The sequence below is a fragment of the Desulfurococcus sp. genome, assembly GCA_026626905.1.
Classification (GTDB): Archaea; Thermoproteota; Thermoprotei_A; order Sulfolobales; family Desulfurococcaceae; genus Desulfurococcus.
Map to the genome: position 1 here is coordinate 42,044 of JAPNUX010000002.1, position 15,948 is coordinate 57,991.

Here is a 15,948-nt window from a genome sequence, read left to right on the forward strand (position 1 = left end):
GCTATCGCACGCTATGCGTGAAGACCCAGCTACTCAACCCTCTGCCAGCTGGATTATCCACGTGTTCTTGTAAGACAAGATATTTAAAATCGGGTAGAGGAGATTAGGAAACAGCTTGTAGCATGAATTAAAAGGCTGGATTGCATGGTGGGAGTCTTGCCGCTGAGTAAAGGAGATTTCGTGCTAGTCGAGTACACTGTTAGAGTTAAAGAGTCGAATACACTGGTAGACACAACAGATGCAGAGCTAGCTAAGAAGGAGAATATCTATGAAGCAGACAAGCTGTACGGGCCCACGCTAATAATACTTGGAAGAGGCTGGCTGAACGAGCATGTAGAGGAGGAGGTACTCAAATACGATGTTGGAAGCGAGATTGAAGTAGAGCTACCGCCTGAGAAGGCCTTCGGGGAGAGATCACCAGATAAAGTCAGAGTTTACAGTTTAAGAGAGTTCCAGAGAAGAGGCTATAATCCTAGTGTAGGTGATGTAGTGGAGGTGGAAGGAGCCCGCGGAATAGTGAAAAGCGTGAGTGGCGGTAGAGTCACAGTAGACTTTAATCACCCATTAGCCGGTAAAACCCTTGTATACAAGGTGAAAATAGTAGGGAAGATAGAGGATCTCGTTGAGAAGGCTAGAGCTCTCTCCTCGAGATACCTTAAGATACCGCTCAGTGAAGTAGAAGTATCTATAAGCGAAAGTGAGGGAAAGATGACTATCTCAATACCAGGCAAGTATCTATCGAAGAGGGATCTAGGCTACTCTAAGATAGCGCTTGCTGCCGAGATACTCGACTTGTTCAAGGATAAAGTATCCTCTCTGGTATTCCAGGAGGTAATCACTAGAAGCCAGTAGCCGGGTCCCGTTGGGTAGCAGCGAGAGCTAGAGTCTTTCTTTAATCGATTACACCTGTATCCCTGGCTACCTTGTATGCTGCTTCGCTTGTCAGACCCGTTTCCCCTAGAATAGTGTATCTCTCGGGTCTAATGGAGTGCGCTATTGTTAGAGCTTTGACTACCTCCTCCGGCGTGAACCCTAGTTCTCTAGCAGTTGTCGGCAAGCCTATCTTCTTCATAATGTTTCTCACAAGCCTCCATCTCGGATCCCCGTATATGTAGAGCATTATTATTGTTCCAAGCGCCACCTGCTCGCCGTGAAGCGCTCTACCCGGCGCGATTAAATCGAGTGCATGGCTGAATAAGTGCTCGCTACCGCTGGCAGGTCTACTCGAGCCTGCTATACACATTGAGACACCGCTACTCACAAGCGCCTCTACGAGTATTCTTATACCCTCCTCAGACCCTCTTGCGATTAATTCATGGTATTTTATGACATGCCTCGCGCTCATCAATGCTAGCTGAGCAGCGTATTCACCATAATACTCGCCTTTCAACATGTGTGCTAGACGCCAATCTTTAACTGCTACAAGCTTGCCGAGCAGGTCTCCTACACCTGAGAGTATGAGTCTCCTCGGAGCCTTGGATATTATCTCGGTGTCAGCTATTATTGCGTAGGGAGTCTTCGTGTATATGCTTGTCGGTCTAGCAAGCCCTTTAAGGCTTGCAAAGGGGCTTGCTATCCCATCATGGCTTGGCGCTAAAGGCACGCTTATAACATGAGCGCCTGTTTTTAATCCAATGTACTTAGCTAAGTCTATTACGCGTCCACCACCGACACCTACCACTATGCCTACTTTTTTCTCTACAGCTTCGTAGGCTAGCTTCTCAGCTGTGGATACTGAGGCATCACTAGCAAACCATGTTACAACACTGTTATCTCGGCTTAGCATCTCCTCAACAATCCTGCCTCCAGCCTTATAGGTGTTCTCGCCTGTCACAATACCTATCTGGCCAGGTACCCTGGGTATCCCGGAGACCACGTCGTGAATCCTCTTGATTGCACCAGGACCTATGAGCACTTTGCTTGGTAGCGTTATCTCGTGGATACTATTCAAGGCTACAACCCCCTGCTATATGGTTATCTTTATAATGCTGAAAGCCTTAATATCTCGATAGTCTTAGAGGGTGGTTCTCTCAATGGAGAAGAGGACTGGGACAACTACGGTGGGACTAGTCACCAGGGATCACGTGGTGCTAGCAGCTGATAAGAGAGCTACAGCAGGACCCATGGTCTACCATAAAGCCGTCAAGAAGATCCTGAAGATAACGGATTACGCTGCACTAACAATCTCAGGGCTTGTAGCTGACGCCCAGTACATTGCTGAAATGGCCAGGATTACTGCTGAACGATATAAGCTGGAGGTAGGGAAGCCTATGCCTATAAGCTCTCTATCCTCATGGCTATCTCTAGTGCTTTCAGCATACTTGAGGTACTCGCCCTTCATAGTCCAGCTACTGTTAGGTGGAAGGGATCACACTGGTGTTAGCCTCTACTACATGGATCTCTACGGCAGCTTATCCCGCGAGAAGTACATGGCTACTGGAAGCGGCTCGCCGGTAGCATTCGGCGTGCTCGAGCAAGGGTATAGAGAGGATTTAAGCCTTAGTGAAGCTAGAGAGCTGGCTTTCAAGGCTGTTGCCGCTGCAGTGATGAGAGATGGATTTAGTGGCGAGGGAGTTGACCTGGTTGTAATAGGCCCTGAAGGCTACCTGGAGGAGACAATTCCATTTAAGAGGATCTCGGAGGAGACCCGTGTAATCTAGCCGCTTCCATTCAAGGTAAAGAGTTATAAACCCTTATGCACTGTTTCACTTGATCAGCACTAGCTTGAATACGCATCGTAAACATCTTCTAAGAGAGCTTAACGCGAAGTGATGTCTTTTGAAGCTAGATAGAATAGTGCTTGAGAAGAACAAGCTTGAACTGCTGAAAAGCATAGTTGAAGAAATACCAGCAGAGCTTGAACTATCAAACATAGAGTTCGAGGGCCCCTTCATAGTCATATACGTGAAAAACAGGAACGCTATAGAGAAGCACCTCGACCTAGCTCAGAATATCGCTAGGAAAGTACGGAAGAGGATAGTAATCAGGGTTTCACCTGAGAACCGCCTCCCGCCTGAGGAAGCTAAGAGTATTCTACTCGAGCTAGCCCCTAAGGATGCAGGAATAGACCCTAAAGGCATATACTTCGATGACACTTCAGGCGAGATGTGGGTTAAAGTCGAGAAGCCAGGCTATCTTGTCGGCAGAGGAAGCATAATGAGGCATTTAATCCTAGCTAAGACAGGGTGGCGCGTGATCCCCCAGAGGTCGTCTCCACTGGAGTCGAAAACCCTCTACGAGGTTCTCAGCAACGTGTTAAAGCAGAGCAGCTATAGGGTTGAATTCCTGAGGAGGCTAGGGGAGAGAATACACAGGGATGTAATATTCAAGAGCAACTACGTGAGAGTGACAGGGCTGGGAGGATTCCGCGAGGTAGGAAGATCAGCAATACTCGTGGAAACCAGGGAGAGCAAGCTACTGCTAGACCTGGGGATTAACGCTGGTGCAATTGATGATCCCACTAGAGCATACCCGCTGCTGGAATTAGACTCTTTTAGATTAGAGGAGCTTGACGGTATTATAGTATCGCACGCACATCTAGATCACGTCGGACTCGTCCCGCTACTATACAAGTACGGGTACCGTGGCCCGGTCTATGCTACGAAGCCTACAAGAGAGTTGATGATAGTAATGTTGAAGGATCTCGTAGAGGTCTCTAGAAGGTCGGGTAAGTACGTGCCGTTCTCCGAGAAGGATATCTCCACGCTGATACTGCACACGATAACAGTAGACTACGATGAAGTGACAGATGTCGCCCCTGACGTAAAGCTCACAATGTATAACGCAGGCCACATTCTTGGGTCAGCAATAATCCACCTGCACATAGGAATGGGGCTCTACAACATCGTGTATACAGGGGACTTCAAGTACTCGGATACAAGACTCCTTAATAAGGCTAACGCTGAGTTCCCACGAGTTGAAACCCTCATAATGGAGGGGACTTACGGGGCAACACTTCAGGAGAGCAGGAGTCAAGCGGAAGAACAGCTGACTAGTATTGTCAAGAGGACTGCTGAGAGAGGTGGCGTTGTATTAATCCCTGTGTTCGCTGTGGGTAGAGGGCAGGAGATAATACTAGTACTCAATGAGGCTATTAAGACAGGTAAGATACCTAAGCTGAACATATACGTGGAGGGCCTTGTCAACGAGGTGACAGCAATACACATGCAGTACCCTGAATACCTGAATAAATCGCTGAGGGATGCAATATACAATGGCGAGAACCCCTTTACCTCTGAGTGGGTGAAGCCAATTGAGTCTGGTACAGCTAGACCGGATATAGTGGAGGATAGACCGTCAGTTATAATAGCGACCAGCGGCATGCTCACGGGAGGCCCTGCAGTCGACTACTTGAAGCTGCTTGCAGGCGATAAGAGAAACTCCCTCATCTTCGTAGGCTACCAGGCTGAGGGAACCCTCGGCAGGAAGATTAAAGATGGCTCGAGGAGTGTAACCATGGTCACCGAGAACAAAGTTGAAGTACTACATGTAGAGCTAGAAGTCTACAGTATAGAAGGATTCAGCGGCCACAGCGATCAACGCGAGCTCCTAGACTACGCTAGAAGCGTGGAGCCTAGACCTAGGAGAATAATATTAAACCACGGGGAGCCCAATGCTCTCAACGCTCTCTCAACACTCTTAAAAGCTGATAAAGAACTAAGGAGTAAGGGTAGGCCTGAGATACTAGTCCCCAATATACTTGATGCAATCAACCTCCTCTAGAAATACAGAGAGGATGTCGCTGTGAAGAGAGTTTTATTCCCTGGGAGATTCCAGCCGTTCCATAAGGGGCATTTAACAGCCGTCAAGAAGCTTCTAGAGGAGTTCGACGAAGTAGTAGTATTAATTGGGAGTGCTCAGGAGGGATTCACCTGCAGGAACCCGTTTACTGCTGGAGAACGAGTCGAAATGATCACTCGTTTATTCAAGGAGGAGTCTATCTTCGATAAGTCATGGCTTATACCAGTACCCGACCTGCACATGCCTATGGCCTGGACTACACACGTCCTCTCAATAGTCCCGAGAATTGATAGTGTAGCGTCAGGAAACCCCCATATACTCTACTTGTTCAAGTGGCTCGGATTAAACACTATTAGAGTCCAGCTAGTAGAGCCCGAGAGGTATAGAGGAGAGTACATTAGGAGGCTTATAGCTGAAGGATCCAGTGAGTGGAGGCTACTAGTACCTGAAGCTATAGCCGGGTTCATCGAGGAGATCGGGGGAGTAGAGAGGATAAGAGAGGTGTGTAGGAGTGAGCATACTAGAGGTTGATGGAAGTATAGGTGAAGGAGGAGGACAGGTTTTAAGATACGCTCTAGCACTATCCTCTCTAACACTTAGGCCTGTGAGAATATACAATATTAGAGCTAAAAGAGATAATCCAGGGCTACGCCCCCAGCATTTAACAGCTGTAGAAGCTCTTAGAGAGCTGACAAGAGCTGAAGTAGAGAATGCTAGGGTTGGAAGCACTGAGATAGTCTTCAAGCCCAGGTATAGGGGTAGCAGTATCTCAGAGATTGATGTTGGAACAGCTGGAAGCATCACTCTAGTACTACAGGCAATACTACCTGTACTAGCTTTCACTAAGGGATCCTCGAGGATCAGGCTTAAAGGAGGAACAAACGTACCGTGGAGCCCGCCCGTAGACTACTTCCAGCACGTCTTCCTCTATAACATAAAGCACGTGGGTGTTGAAGCCGGCATTAAAGTAATCAGAAGAGGACACTACCCGCGTGGCGGCGGAGTAGTCGACGTAGAGGTTAAAGGATTATCAGACTACCTGAAACCCCTCCAGATCGTTAAGAGAGGACGTTTGAGAAGATTCTTCATACACAGCTACTGTGTTAAGCTACCACAACATGTTGCTGAAAGACAGTTGAAAGCTGCGAGAGATGTTCTCTCAAAAGTATTCAGGGAGGATGTAGAGGAGAATCTTGAATTCTACCCGCCTGAAAAGGATCCCCATTTAGGGCCTGGTAGCGGTATCCTAGTATACGCTGAAGCCGACCCAGGGGTTAGAATCGGCAGTGACTCTCTAGGTGAGAAGGGGAAGCCTGCTGAGAGGGTTGGAGAGGAGGCTGTATTAAAGCTTATAGAGGAACTAGAGTCTGGAATGGCGTTCGACAGGCATATGGGCGACATGCTCATCCCATACATGTTCCTAGCTAGAGGGGTCAGTAGGATCGGGGTTTCAAGAATAACACTGCATCTTCTAACAGCAATCGAGGTCAGCAGGCTCTTCTTCCCTGAAGCTGAAGTCAAGGTTGAAGGAGAGCTAGATAAACCTGGATTCATAACGGTACGCGGCGTGGGATTCCAGCCGTAGAAGCTAGTAGAGTTATCCTATCTTTACACGTGAAGTGAAAGCCTCGTAAAGCTTCTTCTTCAACAAGTCTAGGTTTAATCCTAGGAGAGCTGAGATCAATATAGGCTTTAACCCAGTCCTGGATTCAATGAAGCCTACAGCACTCTCTAAGATTTCCCTCGGTGTTGAATCAATCTTGTTAACCACTAGCATGGCAGGCTTATCTCCCAGAATCTCCTTAACCATGCTGTATACTCTAAGCTGCTCCTCTAGAGAGTAGTAGAATGAGGGGTTTACATCGAAAACAAATAAGAGGTGGTCTGCGAGGTGTTTTACAGCTAGTATAGCCCGCTTCTCAATGATATTCTTCTCTTCGATCCTAGAGTCCAGTAGTCCTGGCGAGTCAATTAAGACTATTCTACCGTAGTCTACCTCCACGTGTCCTACTATCAGGCTACGGGTTGTAAAGGGGTAGGCTCCAATCTCAGGTTTCGCCCTGGTAAGCTTGGAGAGTAGAGTTGACTTACCGACCTGTGGCATTCCAGCTATAACCACCCTGTAGTCTCCTGAGACATCCGGCATTCTCGACACTTCACTCACATACTTTTTCACTAGAGATACTGTTCTCGCCTTCCTCTTGTACAAGGAGAGAAGCCTCCCAAGCCCGCTTCTAAAAACAGCCACGTGGTCTGCTTGTGGATCATTGAGCTTACTCTCGTAGTCTCTACATAGATCCCGTGCTACCCTTGAAAGCTTTCTGAATCCACGCGCGGTAACCGATGGATCCTCACCCACGTAGACTCTATACAGCTCTCTGAAGAACTCGTGCATCCCGCTGACAGCTTCCGAGGCCTTTACAATATTCTCGAGCTCACCTACTACAATTGTACACGCAATGTCGAGCTTCCTTGAAAGCAGCTTGCTAGTGGCCTTCCCCTTAATCTCTCTTAACCTTGAATCCACATACTCTAATAGCTCCTCGTAGCTTCTAATGTAGACCCCCGTGAAAACACTAGGCTTCAAGTCCCTGTGCATCATAGATTACCCGGTTTGACAGTGTTAACAACAGGTTTCCTCGCTGTATCCTACTGGTGAGCTTAGCTCTTCAAGGCTTTGAATACAGCTGTATAACCGGCTGACACCTGGTGGAATTTATCCTTGTAGGCTTCGAGCAGCATGCTTTCTGCTCTAAGCCCAGTACAGTGTCCTGCATGGACCTCCTCTACACTCATCTCCCTCAGCATGCCTGTAACTTCACGTATCACTTCAAGCCTTGCTGAATGCAAGTGGAAGCCTCCCATAACAGCTTTAACATTCTCCTTCAGGGTTCTCGAGGCGTGCAAGGTAATATTGGTTATCCCGGAGTGACCGCAGCCACTTAAAACTACAAGCCCGTACCCCTCTATACTGATAGCTAAACCTGTATCATCTCTAAGCTTGTGTGGAACTAGCTCTCCATCCTCGATAGTATAAGCTCCTGGTAGCCCTGGAGCTAGATCTTCTCTTTCTCTTACTACTTCACCCAGATAGTATACTCCTGGTGCTACTTCCATGGGGCTACGTGTTAGAATGAAGTATGCTCCAGCCTCCTCAGCTTTACTCTTACTCCAGCCGGGCCCGATATCAAGTTCTACTCTCTCACTTCCAATGTATATCGATGGCTTGAAGATGTCTGGGTGGGCTATAACAGGTGTTCTACGCCCGATGCTCTGTAAAACCTTGATCAAGCCCCCCGTGTGATCATAGTGGTTGTGGGAGAGTACAATTACATCTACACTGGATAAATCCACTCCCAGTAGCCTGGCATTATGAATTACAGTATCAGCATGCTGGCCGACATCAAAGAGTACTCTATAAACCCTGCCGTCACCGGCTACAGCCTCCACTAGAACAGATAACCCGTGCTCTCCGAGGAAGTACCGCCTGCTAGCTCTATCCTCAACCAGGAATACTACTCGAGCCTCAATAATGCTTTGGGGCATCAAGTAGACACCTCATCACATATGATCAATTAGCCTTCATAAATCACTATTGTTGAATGATTAGCACAGTTACCACGCCTTAAGAGCTATCCTAGTCTAGTAGAGAATTTACAAGGCTAAGACCATATTTTTACCTGATGGTGGTTTAGATGGCTAAGAAGATTATCGTAATTATAGTGCTACTGCTAGTATTATCCGGCTTTGGCTACAGCTTATATGGAATGTATACAACTGCCAAGAGTATAAATGCTAAGGTGGAAGTAGCTAGCGTTAAGCTTAAGGGCTTTAATCCCCCGTTCAAGCCTCTACCTGATGCAGCCGTTATAACTTTTAGAATACTGGTCAACAATACCTCAAGCCATACACTGAAGGTTGAGAAAATAGTATACAATGTATACGTTGAGGGCGTGTTCCTCGGCAACGGCTACAAGGAGGGTATCTTCATCCCAGCTAACTCGACGACACCAGTCTACTTAGATCTCGAGGTGAAAGATAGAGATGCATTAGCTTTACTAGCAGAGCTAGCCTCTAAGAGAGATACTAGTATAAGCTACCAGGTGAAAGCTACTGCTACAATCCCAGTAGAGTTCTACGGCCTCGTGAAAGTATTCAGCTTAAGCATTCCTCTCGAGATCTCTGGCGTGCTTCAAGTAGAGTAGATAGAGTAAATACACTCGAGGTAATATTATTCACAGGGATTGCGGGGAGTAAGGTGCTGTTTAAGTGGCTGGTGGAGAAAGTGTAGAGGATATTTTAAGCAGGCTTAAAGAGTGCTCTGGGAGCAGAAACTTTAGGGTTAAAGCAGCTAGCATAATTGAAAGTATAGCCTTAAAGCTTGGTTTACCAGTAGAGGGCTCCGAGTATACTTTAATATCTAGTACTAGAGTTGACTCTCCCTTCACCCACATCATAGTGGTGTACGAGGCTACAGAAGAACTCTCAGGAGACCTTAACACTGCAGAGGCTGTTGAAAGGATTGCAGAGCGTATTCTAAGGAATACTGGAGTTAAAGAGCATGAGAGACCTCTACTAGTTATTCTAGGCAGTAGAGTAGTGTTCGCTAGATACGACTCTAAGAGTAAGCGCTGGGTGCTTAAAGGACCCTACGACCTCGGAAGACGCTCCCTCCTAATGCTTCTCACAGCTCTTAGAAGCCTCAAGGGGAGAAGGCTGTCAGTAGATGAATTACTCGAAGACTTTGGGTCTACAAGCCCTCTCACCAAGCGTGCTGTAAGAGTACTCTACGAGAAGCTCACAGAGTCGAATAACCAGGAGACTAGAGGACTCCTCGAGCACTGGAGGAAAACGTCTCCTCAAGCTAATATCCTACGTGCATCCAGGGGTCTCGAGGAGCTAAGGGATCTCTACGGTATAGAGGGTAGAGTAGACTATGAAGCCCTCTTACTCTCAGTCTACACCTACTACGCTTTCCTCATGAAACTGCTAGCAGCAAGCGTAGCATATCCTTACGGTACAGGTAGGTACCTGGAGTCATATGTGGATGTGCTTGAAGAAGCCTACGCGAGCGGGTTAAACACCTTCAAGAAGCTCTTAATGGAGCTTGAGAGCGGAGTGTTATTCAAGAGCATCCTGAACATAGCAAACTACAGTGGAGACAGCTTCACCTCATGGTATCTCGAGGAGCTTGATGAAGAACTCGCTGAAGTATTAATCACTATAGCTAGGAGGCTCTCTGAGTATGAGCCTGCAGCCATGGTACTAGATTTAGAGTACCCGAGAGACTTGTTGAAGGAGTTGTACCAGAACCTTGTGCCAAGAGAGGTTAGACGTAGTTTAGGTGAATACTATACTCCAGACTGGCTAGCCGATCTTGTTTTAAGCGAAGCAGGAATAACAGTTGAGAATTTTGAGAAGCTGGCTGAAGAGAGAGGAGACCCGCTGGCACCATTGAATCTGAGGATCCTGGATCCAGCATGTGGCTCCGGCACCTTCCTGATCCTGGCAGTGAAGAAGCTTAGAGAATACGCTGAGAAGCAGGGTTTAGAGGACCACTTAGCCGGCTACCTACCAAGGAGTGTTGTAGGCTTTGATTTAAACCCGCTTGCAGTGCTAGCAGCTAGAACAAACTACCTGCTTGTAGTAGCCGACCTCCTGCCATTTCAAGAACCCTTTGAAATACCAGTGTACTTAGCAGATCCTTTGAGTGTTGAAGTTAAAGTAGACTCATCTAGAGGTGTATATGTGGTTAGAACACTGCTAGGAGAGCTAGTACTACCAGTTAAAGCTGGGGATAAAGAGTTCTTGAGGAAGCTAGTTAATGCTGTAGCTGAATGCATGAGAGTAGAATGCAGGGTAGAAGAGTTCAAGGAGGTAGCTGAAAGGGGATTCAATCTCAGTGAAAACGAGGTACAGCTGGTAGCAGGCTTCTACAGCTTTCTCTTAAAGCTTGAAGACAGTGAAAGAGACTCCATGCTGAGAAGTATACTAGCTCTCCTCGCTGCGGGCTCCTATAAGGGATTCGACTATGTTATCGGTAATCCACCATGGGTGAACTGGGAGAAGCTGCCTTTAGAGTATAGGAGGAGCTCGAAGACCCTGTGGGAGAGCTACGGGCTATTGAAGTCGTCAGGTAGAGCAAGGCTTGGTAGAGTTAAGAGAGATATCTCCATGCTATTTCTAGCGAGAAGCCTAGACTCGTATGTAAGGGAGAAAGGGGTACTGGCATTCCTAGTACCCTTCTCAGTCTTTAAGTCTCAGGCTGGAGCCGGCTTGAGGGGGTTCCTGGCGAGTAGAGGTAGGATCCTGAGGATCCATGACCTCGTCGAGCTCACCCCCTTCGAGAATGCAGTCAACATGACCTCTCTAATCGTAGTGGAGAAGGAGGGGGAGACTAGGTTTCCAGTGCCATGCGTGCTGTGGCGTAGTTCAAGGAGAATAAGGAGAGATGCAAGCCTGGAGGAGGCTGTAGAAGCTTGCAGGAGGCTTAGTGTAGCTGTCATCCCAGTGAGCAGAAGGGATCCTGGGAGCCCCTGGATGGAGGTATCCTGGAGAGCCTACAGAACGTTGAAGAAGATTACTGGTTCAACCCCATGGTATAAAGCTTATGAAGGCGTGAATACAGCCCTCAACCAAGTCTACTGGATTAAAGTACTCTCAGAGGTATCAAGCAACCTCCTGATCGTCACGAATCCACCACTACCCGGCCAGAAGAAGAAGGTTAAACAGGTAGAGCAGGTAGTAGAGAGAGACCTAGTCTACCCGCTGGTTAGAGGTAGAAGTATTAGGAGATGGCTTGTAGAGAGGATGAGCGAGTGGATCATCATCCCCCACGACCCGGTATCAGGGAAGCCTATACCTGAAGACGTATTGAAAGCCGAGTACCCTAGAACCTACGAGTACCTCGCTAGCTTCAAGGAGGAATTGGAGGATAGATCCATTCACAAGCTTTGGGGTAGAGGAAAGCCATTCTACACTCTCTACGATATAGGAGGCTACACGTTCAAACCCTACAAGGTTGCCTGGAAGTATATTGCCGGGGGAGTCTCAGGTAAAGCTAGGTTCTCGGCAGCCGTCCTAGAGCCTGTAAGCGACCAGTATGTAGGGGTGAAAACCGTTATCCCTAATGAGAAGCTAGTTATAGTTCCACTAGAGGATAGAAGCGAAGCCTACTACCTTGCAGGAATCCTTAACTCCTCACCTATAATACTGCTCGTATCATCCTACGCTCTAGGAACAGCAATCTCAACACACATCCTAGAGTACATTAGAGTACCAAAGTATGATCCAGGCGACCCACTACACCGGAAGCTAAGCATGCTATCAGAAGAGGCGCACAAGGTAGCTAGACTAATCCACGGGAAGGATAGAGCAAACCTGAAGAACAAGCTCAAGAGAATTGAAGCTGAAATAGATAGCATTACTGCCCAGCTCTACAATATAACAGAAAAAGAACTTAGAGACATTATCTCCCTTTAAGTCTTCTCTGATTGCTTCTAGTCGTTAATTTTCATTGAGCCTATTGAAGATCAACCATTAAATAGTGTTTGAATAAGCTAAGATACCAGGAGAAGCTGAAGACCCAATACAACCTAGAAGAAGTGAAAAAGAAGAATGTGAGAGAACTCAACATGCTACTCAGCGAGAATCCAATCATGATATCATACATTGAGGTATTCGAGAAGATAAACCACTAGTCTCTTCCTCTATTAATTCAAATTCGAATTCGATTCAAATCGAATTCAAATTTCAGCCCGTGGAGATTCTATTTTAGCCCGTGTTCTACGGGCAAGCCCGTTAAAGTTGCATGAGTTTCTTTTGCAACCAGAAGGAGCTTGTAAAGTAAAGATGAGCTGAGAATAAGATTAGGGTAGGGTTTCCTTAGAGTGTATTCTTCACTACCCCTGTTATCTCTTTTCACTCCTCAACACTACATTACTGCAGTGATCCCGAGTCGCCTATCAATATGCTCCTTTCTTATCTTTGACTTACTATCACCATCATCTTCCTCAATACTTCTTAATCCATGGGATGTTGGCTATATCTGGGGCATTCAAGGGCATGCAGTAATCGTTGAAGTAAAGTGTTAAAAATTATATTATAGCGTATAGCACTCTACGAGTTTAGTGGTAGATATAGAGAATTCGGGTAGACTTAAAGAGTTATTGAAAGCCCTCTCTGAAGACTATGCTAATGGCAAGTTCACTCCAATCCTAGAAGCCGATGTAGTCGGCTACCTCTACTACCTGTGGATTTCCAAGTTCGATAATGCAAGCAAGGTTCACCTGAATACACGCATCTGCGGTCTAGTAGGTAAGAGAAGAAAGTTCGACTTTGTAGCCGGCGATGTAAAAAGTGGGGAGCTCTTAAAACTCAGTAATGAGGAGTTCCCGTGCGTAGATAAGCCCTGGCTCGTCATCGAAGTTAAATCATTCCTCAATGGCTTCAAGGGCTCACAGCTCAAAAAACGCTACCGTTATGTTGAAGGCGACCTTCGAAAACTAGCAAAGTTAGGAGAAACATCGAATGAGAGGTACATCCTGTTCTTCGATGAACGTAACTACCTTGAAAGAATAGATAAGAAAAGAAGATCTTCGAGAATAAATAGCATCGTAGAGCTCCGTAATAAACTAGACTCTAATATTAAGATAATTCACGTGAAGACGAAGAAAGAGAAAGACAAGAAAGTACTCACGTGGAATTTCCTTTAGCGTGGTTCGAAGCGGAGGGAAAGGGCATCTTAGGGTTATACCCTTAAAATTTTGCAGGGCCGGCGGGTTCAGAGATTTTTAAGGGTATGTATACCAGAGAAGCCTCTGTATAAACCTTGAACAATCTCTGAGATACTCGTAAGGAATTTCAATAATATAACTCCCCTTCTAGATGCAGTTTTGTTCTCTTAGTGTTTTCAGGTATTCTGGGTATGTGTGGTCTGCTTCGCTGAGTAGGTCTTCGTATCTAGCCTCACTTACTTTTAGTTCTCTGAAGCGGTTTTGCAGGAATCTAGCTACTTCTCCCCCTAAAAGTAGACAAGCCTCTGGGTATCCACTCCTATACCTGACTTCCCGGTTTAAAGCTTCAATCCTAACCATCTCCTGCCAAGAACTACTAGCTGAATCTAAGAGCAAGCCCCAAAGAGTTCCTGGAACCCCTATGAAACAAGAACTACGTTAAATCTCTCTATAGGAGGGTTAACGGGCCCGCCGGGATTTGAACCCGGGTTCTCCGGCTCCGCAGGCCGGCGCCTTATCCTGGCTAGGCGACGGGCCCTGAGCTTACTATCTAGGATGGGAGAATTATAAACGAGCGAGCTGTAGACTCCAGGATCAAGCTTTCAGCCAGTGATTCTTTCGGGTTTCGGGTTTTACTGGCTGGCTACCTTGAATAGTATCTCCTTGAACTTGTAGCCTTCTCTGGATATTATCGCTATATCTACTCCGTCACCTGATAGCACATCTCTCTCGATGACCGCTTTAATAGCGTTGACTGCTAGCTCCTCGGCTTCACTGAGTGTTAGGTCGGGCTTGTACCGGGGCTCTATGTATCCTAGGGCTAGCTGGGCTCCAGAGCCTAGTGCAGCATACTTTTCTTCGATTAAGCTGCCTACAGGGTCTAGTATGTAGATTGATGGAGTGTCATTATCGTATCCTCCAACTACTACTTCTGTTAGCATTGGGATTAGCTTGTAGCTGTATAGTATTACTGAGAGGAGTTTAGCTAGGCTTCTAGCCTTAATCTCCCTGCCGTGCTGTAGCTCGTAGTTCTTAGCCTCCAGCTTCAATAATCTTACAAGGAAGTTTACATCCCCCATTAAGCCAGCGAACCCTACGCCTACACGACTTGTCACCATGTGTATCTTCCTAGCGTTCCTGCTTAGAATAAAGCCGTCGTACGTTAACCTCTTCTCACTGGCTAGTACAACCCCTTCACTAGTCTTTAATCCAACTACTGTGCCTGGTAGAGCATCCACCATTAAACCACCACTAGTTGATACTATACTAATCTAACACTCTCTAGTGGATTATAAAGTTGAGGAAGCTATAGGAGGCTCCTTCTGCTAGCTGAAATAATAGTGAGGCTCCCGCTCACTGATACTGTTAACCCTGCTCCTCTCGCAACCCCTTTAATCAAGGAGAGCATTTTTGATTTAATTTTATCCTCCTGGGGAAGCAGTATTATAGAGCTACCCTGCACAACTGCAACCCCTGCCTCGGATCCCAGTAGCTCTATAATCTTCATGGCGTCTGCTCCCAGCTCTGAGAGAACTCTACCAAGCTTTACCCCTTTCTCCTCGATTACCCCTAGATCCTCTACTGTGAGAATATCAGGGTGTATGTAGGTGAATCCTGCCTTCACTAGTAGTAGCTCGATCCACCTCTCCATTAGAGCTCTAGGAGCATAGTAGCCCATTGACTCCACGCGGAGGGCTTCATCTAGAAGCTGTCTTATGTAGCTTGAGATACTGAGCCCTCTTCTCCTAGCGATCTCCTTGATGGCATCCACGTACTCTGCCTCTAAGTTAATCATCTTCCTATTCTTTCTCAAGGAATCCTGTCACCCTTACCACTATGGTGTTCGAGCCTACTGTTAAATCAAGTATTCTAAGCTCGTAGCCTGCCGCCATAGACTTAATGACACTCTCTAGTAAGCGCATCACCCTAGGGGTTGCATTAGCCATTGAAACCACGTACTTGTAGACTCCTTCTCCTTCATCAGCTACATCCACGCTTGTCAGTGGAGCCCATATTGAGAGAGCTGTCTGGAACTCGCGTGGAGAGCTTCCTCGTTTAACTCTACTCAGCTCTCCAAACCACCTGGCAGACCTGGAGGCTTCTTCCAGTAGCTGCCTGTATAATTCTTCCCCAGCCTCCTCGATCATTTTAACTGCAATAGTGTACGGCATGAAGACTAAGCCTAGTCTTCTAAGGTCGTCTACAGCGTCGACGAGAACAATACTCTCAAGTATAGAGGACTTATACCTCATAACTCTCAGCAGCCCACCTAAAGCTCTCTCTATAAGCACACTGTAAGGCATACCATACCTCTCGGAGACCGCGAGAGCCTCATTGATAACCTCATCAGAGAGTGGTACGAATCTCCTTCTAACTTCTCTCGACACGCTTACCCCCTTGATCAACTAGGCTGTAGCAGGCTTAAAACTATTAGAAGCCTCTCTAACCCGGCTTACACGGGGAAAACTTATAT

Annotated in this window: 16 protein-coding genes and 1 tRNA gene; 9 read left to right on the forward strand and 8 right to left on the reverse strand. The window is 46.8% G+C overall.

Annotated elements, in window-relative coordinates:
- The first annotated feature begins 147 nt into the window (after window positions 1–147).
- Entirely contained in the window at window positions 148–852 is a 705-nt protein-coding gene (locus OWQ48_01720) for a peptidylprolyl isomerase (GenBank protein ID MCY0867937.1), read from the forward strand.
- Between the two features lie 40 nt (window positions 853–892).
- Here the strand turns inward: OWQ48_01720 and OWQ48_01725 are convergent, their stop codons facing one another.
- A complete protein-coding gene (locus OWQ48_01725) occupies window positions 893–1,951 on the reverse strand; it encodes an NAD(P)-dependent glycerol-1-phosphate dehydrogenase (GenBank protein ID MCY0867938.1) in 1,059 nt (352 codons plus the stop codon).
- An 82-nt stretch (window positions 1,952–2,033) separates the two neighbouring features.
- Here OWQ48_01725 and OWQ48_01730 point away from each other — a divergent pair, with 82 nt between their 5' ends.
- The 4 genes from OWQ48_01730 (at window position 2,034) to rtcA (ending at window position 6,325) form a co-directional block, all read left to right on the forward strand.
- Complete coding sequence (locus OWQ48_01730; GenBank protein ID MCY0867939.1) at window positions 2,034–2,660, forward strand: proteasome subunit beta; 627 nt, start codon at window positions 2,034–2,036, stop codon at window positions 2,658–2,660.
- 118 nt (window positions 2,661–2,778) lie between these two features.
- On the forward strand, window positions 2,779–4,722 hold the full coding sequence (locus OWQ48_01735) for a beta-CASP ribonuclease aCPSF1 (GenBank protein ID MCY0867940.1): 1,944 nt from the start codon (window positions 2,779–2,781) through the stop codon (window positions 4,720–4,722).
- 21 nt (window positions 4,723–4,743) lie between these two features.
- Entirely contained in the window at window positions 4,744–5,271 is a 528-nt protein-coding gene (locus OWQ48_01740; GenBank protein MCY0867941.1) for a nicotinamide-nucleotide adenylyltransferase, read from the forward strand.
- Window positions 5,252–6,325 carry an RNA 3'-terminal phosphate cyclase gene (rtcA, locus tag OWQ48_01745; protein MCY0867942.1) on the forward strand — a complete coding sequence of 358 codons (1,074 nt, stop codon included), beginning with the start codon at window positions 5,252–5,254 and terminating at the stop codon, window positions 6,323–6,325. The genes OWQ48_01740 and rtcA overlap by 20 nt, the downstream gene beginning before the upstream one ends.
- A gap of 12 nt (window positions 6,326–6,337) precedes the next feature.
- Here the strand turns inward: rtcA and OWQ48_01750 are convergent, their stop codons facing one another.
- Window positions 6,338–7,339 (reverse strand): 50S ribosome-binding GTPase, encoded by a 1,002-nt coding sequence (locus tag OWQ48_01750; GenBank protein MCY0867943.1) that lies wholly within the window; start codon window positions 7,337–7,339, stop codon window positions 6,338–6,340.
- Window positions 7,340–7,401: 62 nt separating this feature from the next.
- Entirely contained in the window at window positions 7,402–8,286 is an 885-nt protein-coding gene (locus OWQ48_01755; GenBank protein ID MCY0867944.1) for an MBL fold metallo-hydrolase, read from the reverse strand.
- Between the two features lie 149 nt (window positions 8,287–8,435).
- Between OWQ48_01755 and OWQ48_01760 the strand changes: the two genes are divergently transcribed.
- The 4 genes from OWQ48_01760 to OWQ48_01775 all read left to right on the forward strand — a co-directional run bounded on the left by OWQ48_01760 (window position 8,436) and on the right by OWQ48_01775 (window position 13,454).
- Entirely contained in the window at window positions 8,436–8,945 is a 510-nt protein-coding gene (locus OWQ48_01760) for an LEA type 2 family protein (GenBank protein MCY0867945.1), read from the forward strand.
- Between the two features lie 64 nt (window positions 8,946–9,009).
- A complete protein-coding gene (locus tag OWQ48_01765; protein MCY0867946.1) occupies window positions 9,010–12,222 on the forward strand; it encodes an N-6 DNA methylase in 3,213 nt (1,070 codons plus the stop codon).
- A gap of 68 nt (window positions 12,223–12,290) precedes the next feature.
- Window positions 12,291–12,440, forward strand: coding sequence for a hypothetical protein (locus OWQ48_01770; protein ID MCY0867947.1), 150 nt, complete (start codon window positions 12,291–12,293; stop codon window positions 12,438–12,440).
- Between the two features lie 429 nt (window positions 12,441–12,869).
- On the forward strand, window positions 12,870–13,454 hold the full coding sequence (locus OWQ48_01775; protein MCY0867948.1) for a hypothetical protein: 585 nt from the start codon (window positions 12,870–12,872) through the stop codon (window positions 13,452–13,454).
- Window positions 13,455–13,622: 168 nt separating this feature from the next.
- Here OWQ48_01775 and OWQ48_01780 read toward each other — a convergent pair whose 3' ends face one another.
- The 5 genes from OWQ48_01780 to OWQ48_01800 all read right to left on the reverse strand — a co-directional run bounded on the left by OWQ48_01780 (window position 13,623) and on the right by OWQ48_01800 (window position 15,862).
- Window positions 13,623–13,835: a hypothetical protein gene (locus OWQ48_01780; protein MCY0867949.1), complete on the reverse strand. Its 213-nt coding sequence runs from the start codon at window positions 13,833–13,835 to the stop codon at window positions 13,623–13,625.
- A 103-nt stretch (window positions 13,836–13,938) separates the two neighbouring features.
- A tRNA-Arg gene (locus tag OWQ48_01785) sits at window positions 13,939–14,013 on the reverse strand.
- A 94-nt stretch (window positions 14,014–14,107) separates the two neighbouring features.
- Window positions 14,108–14,716, reverse strand: a complete 609-nt coding sequence (locus tag OWQ48_01790) for a proteasome subunit beta (protein ID MCY0867950.1) — start codon at window positions 14,714–14,716, stop codon at window positions 14,108–14,110.
- Between the two features lie 65 nt (window positions 14,717–14,781).
- The gene (locus OWQ48_01795; protein ID MCY0867951.1) at window positions 14,782–15,288 is read right to left on the reverse strand and encodes a ribbon-helix-helix protein, CopG family; all 507 of its coding nucleotides are present in this window, start codon (window positions 15,286–15,288) and stop codon (window positions 14,782–14,784) included.
- A complete protein-coding gene (locus OWQ48_01800) occupies window positions 15,275–15,862 on the reverse strand; it encodes a hypothetical protein (GenBank protein ID MCY0867952.1) in 588 nt (195 codons plus the stop codon). The genes OWQ48_01795 and OWQ48_01800 overlap by 14 nt, the downstream gene beginning before the upstream one ends.
- Window positions 15,863–15,948 lie beyond the last annotated feature (86 nt).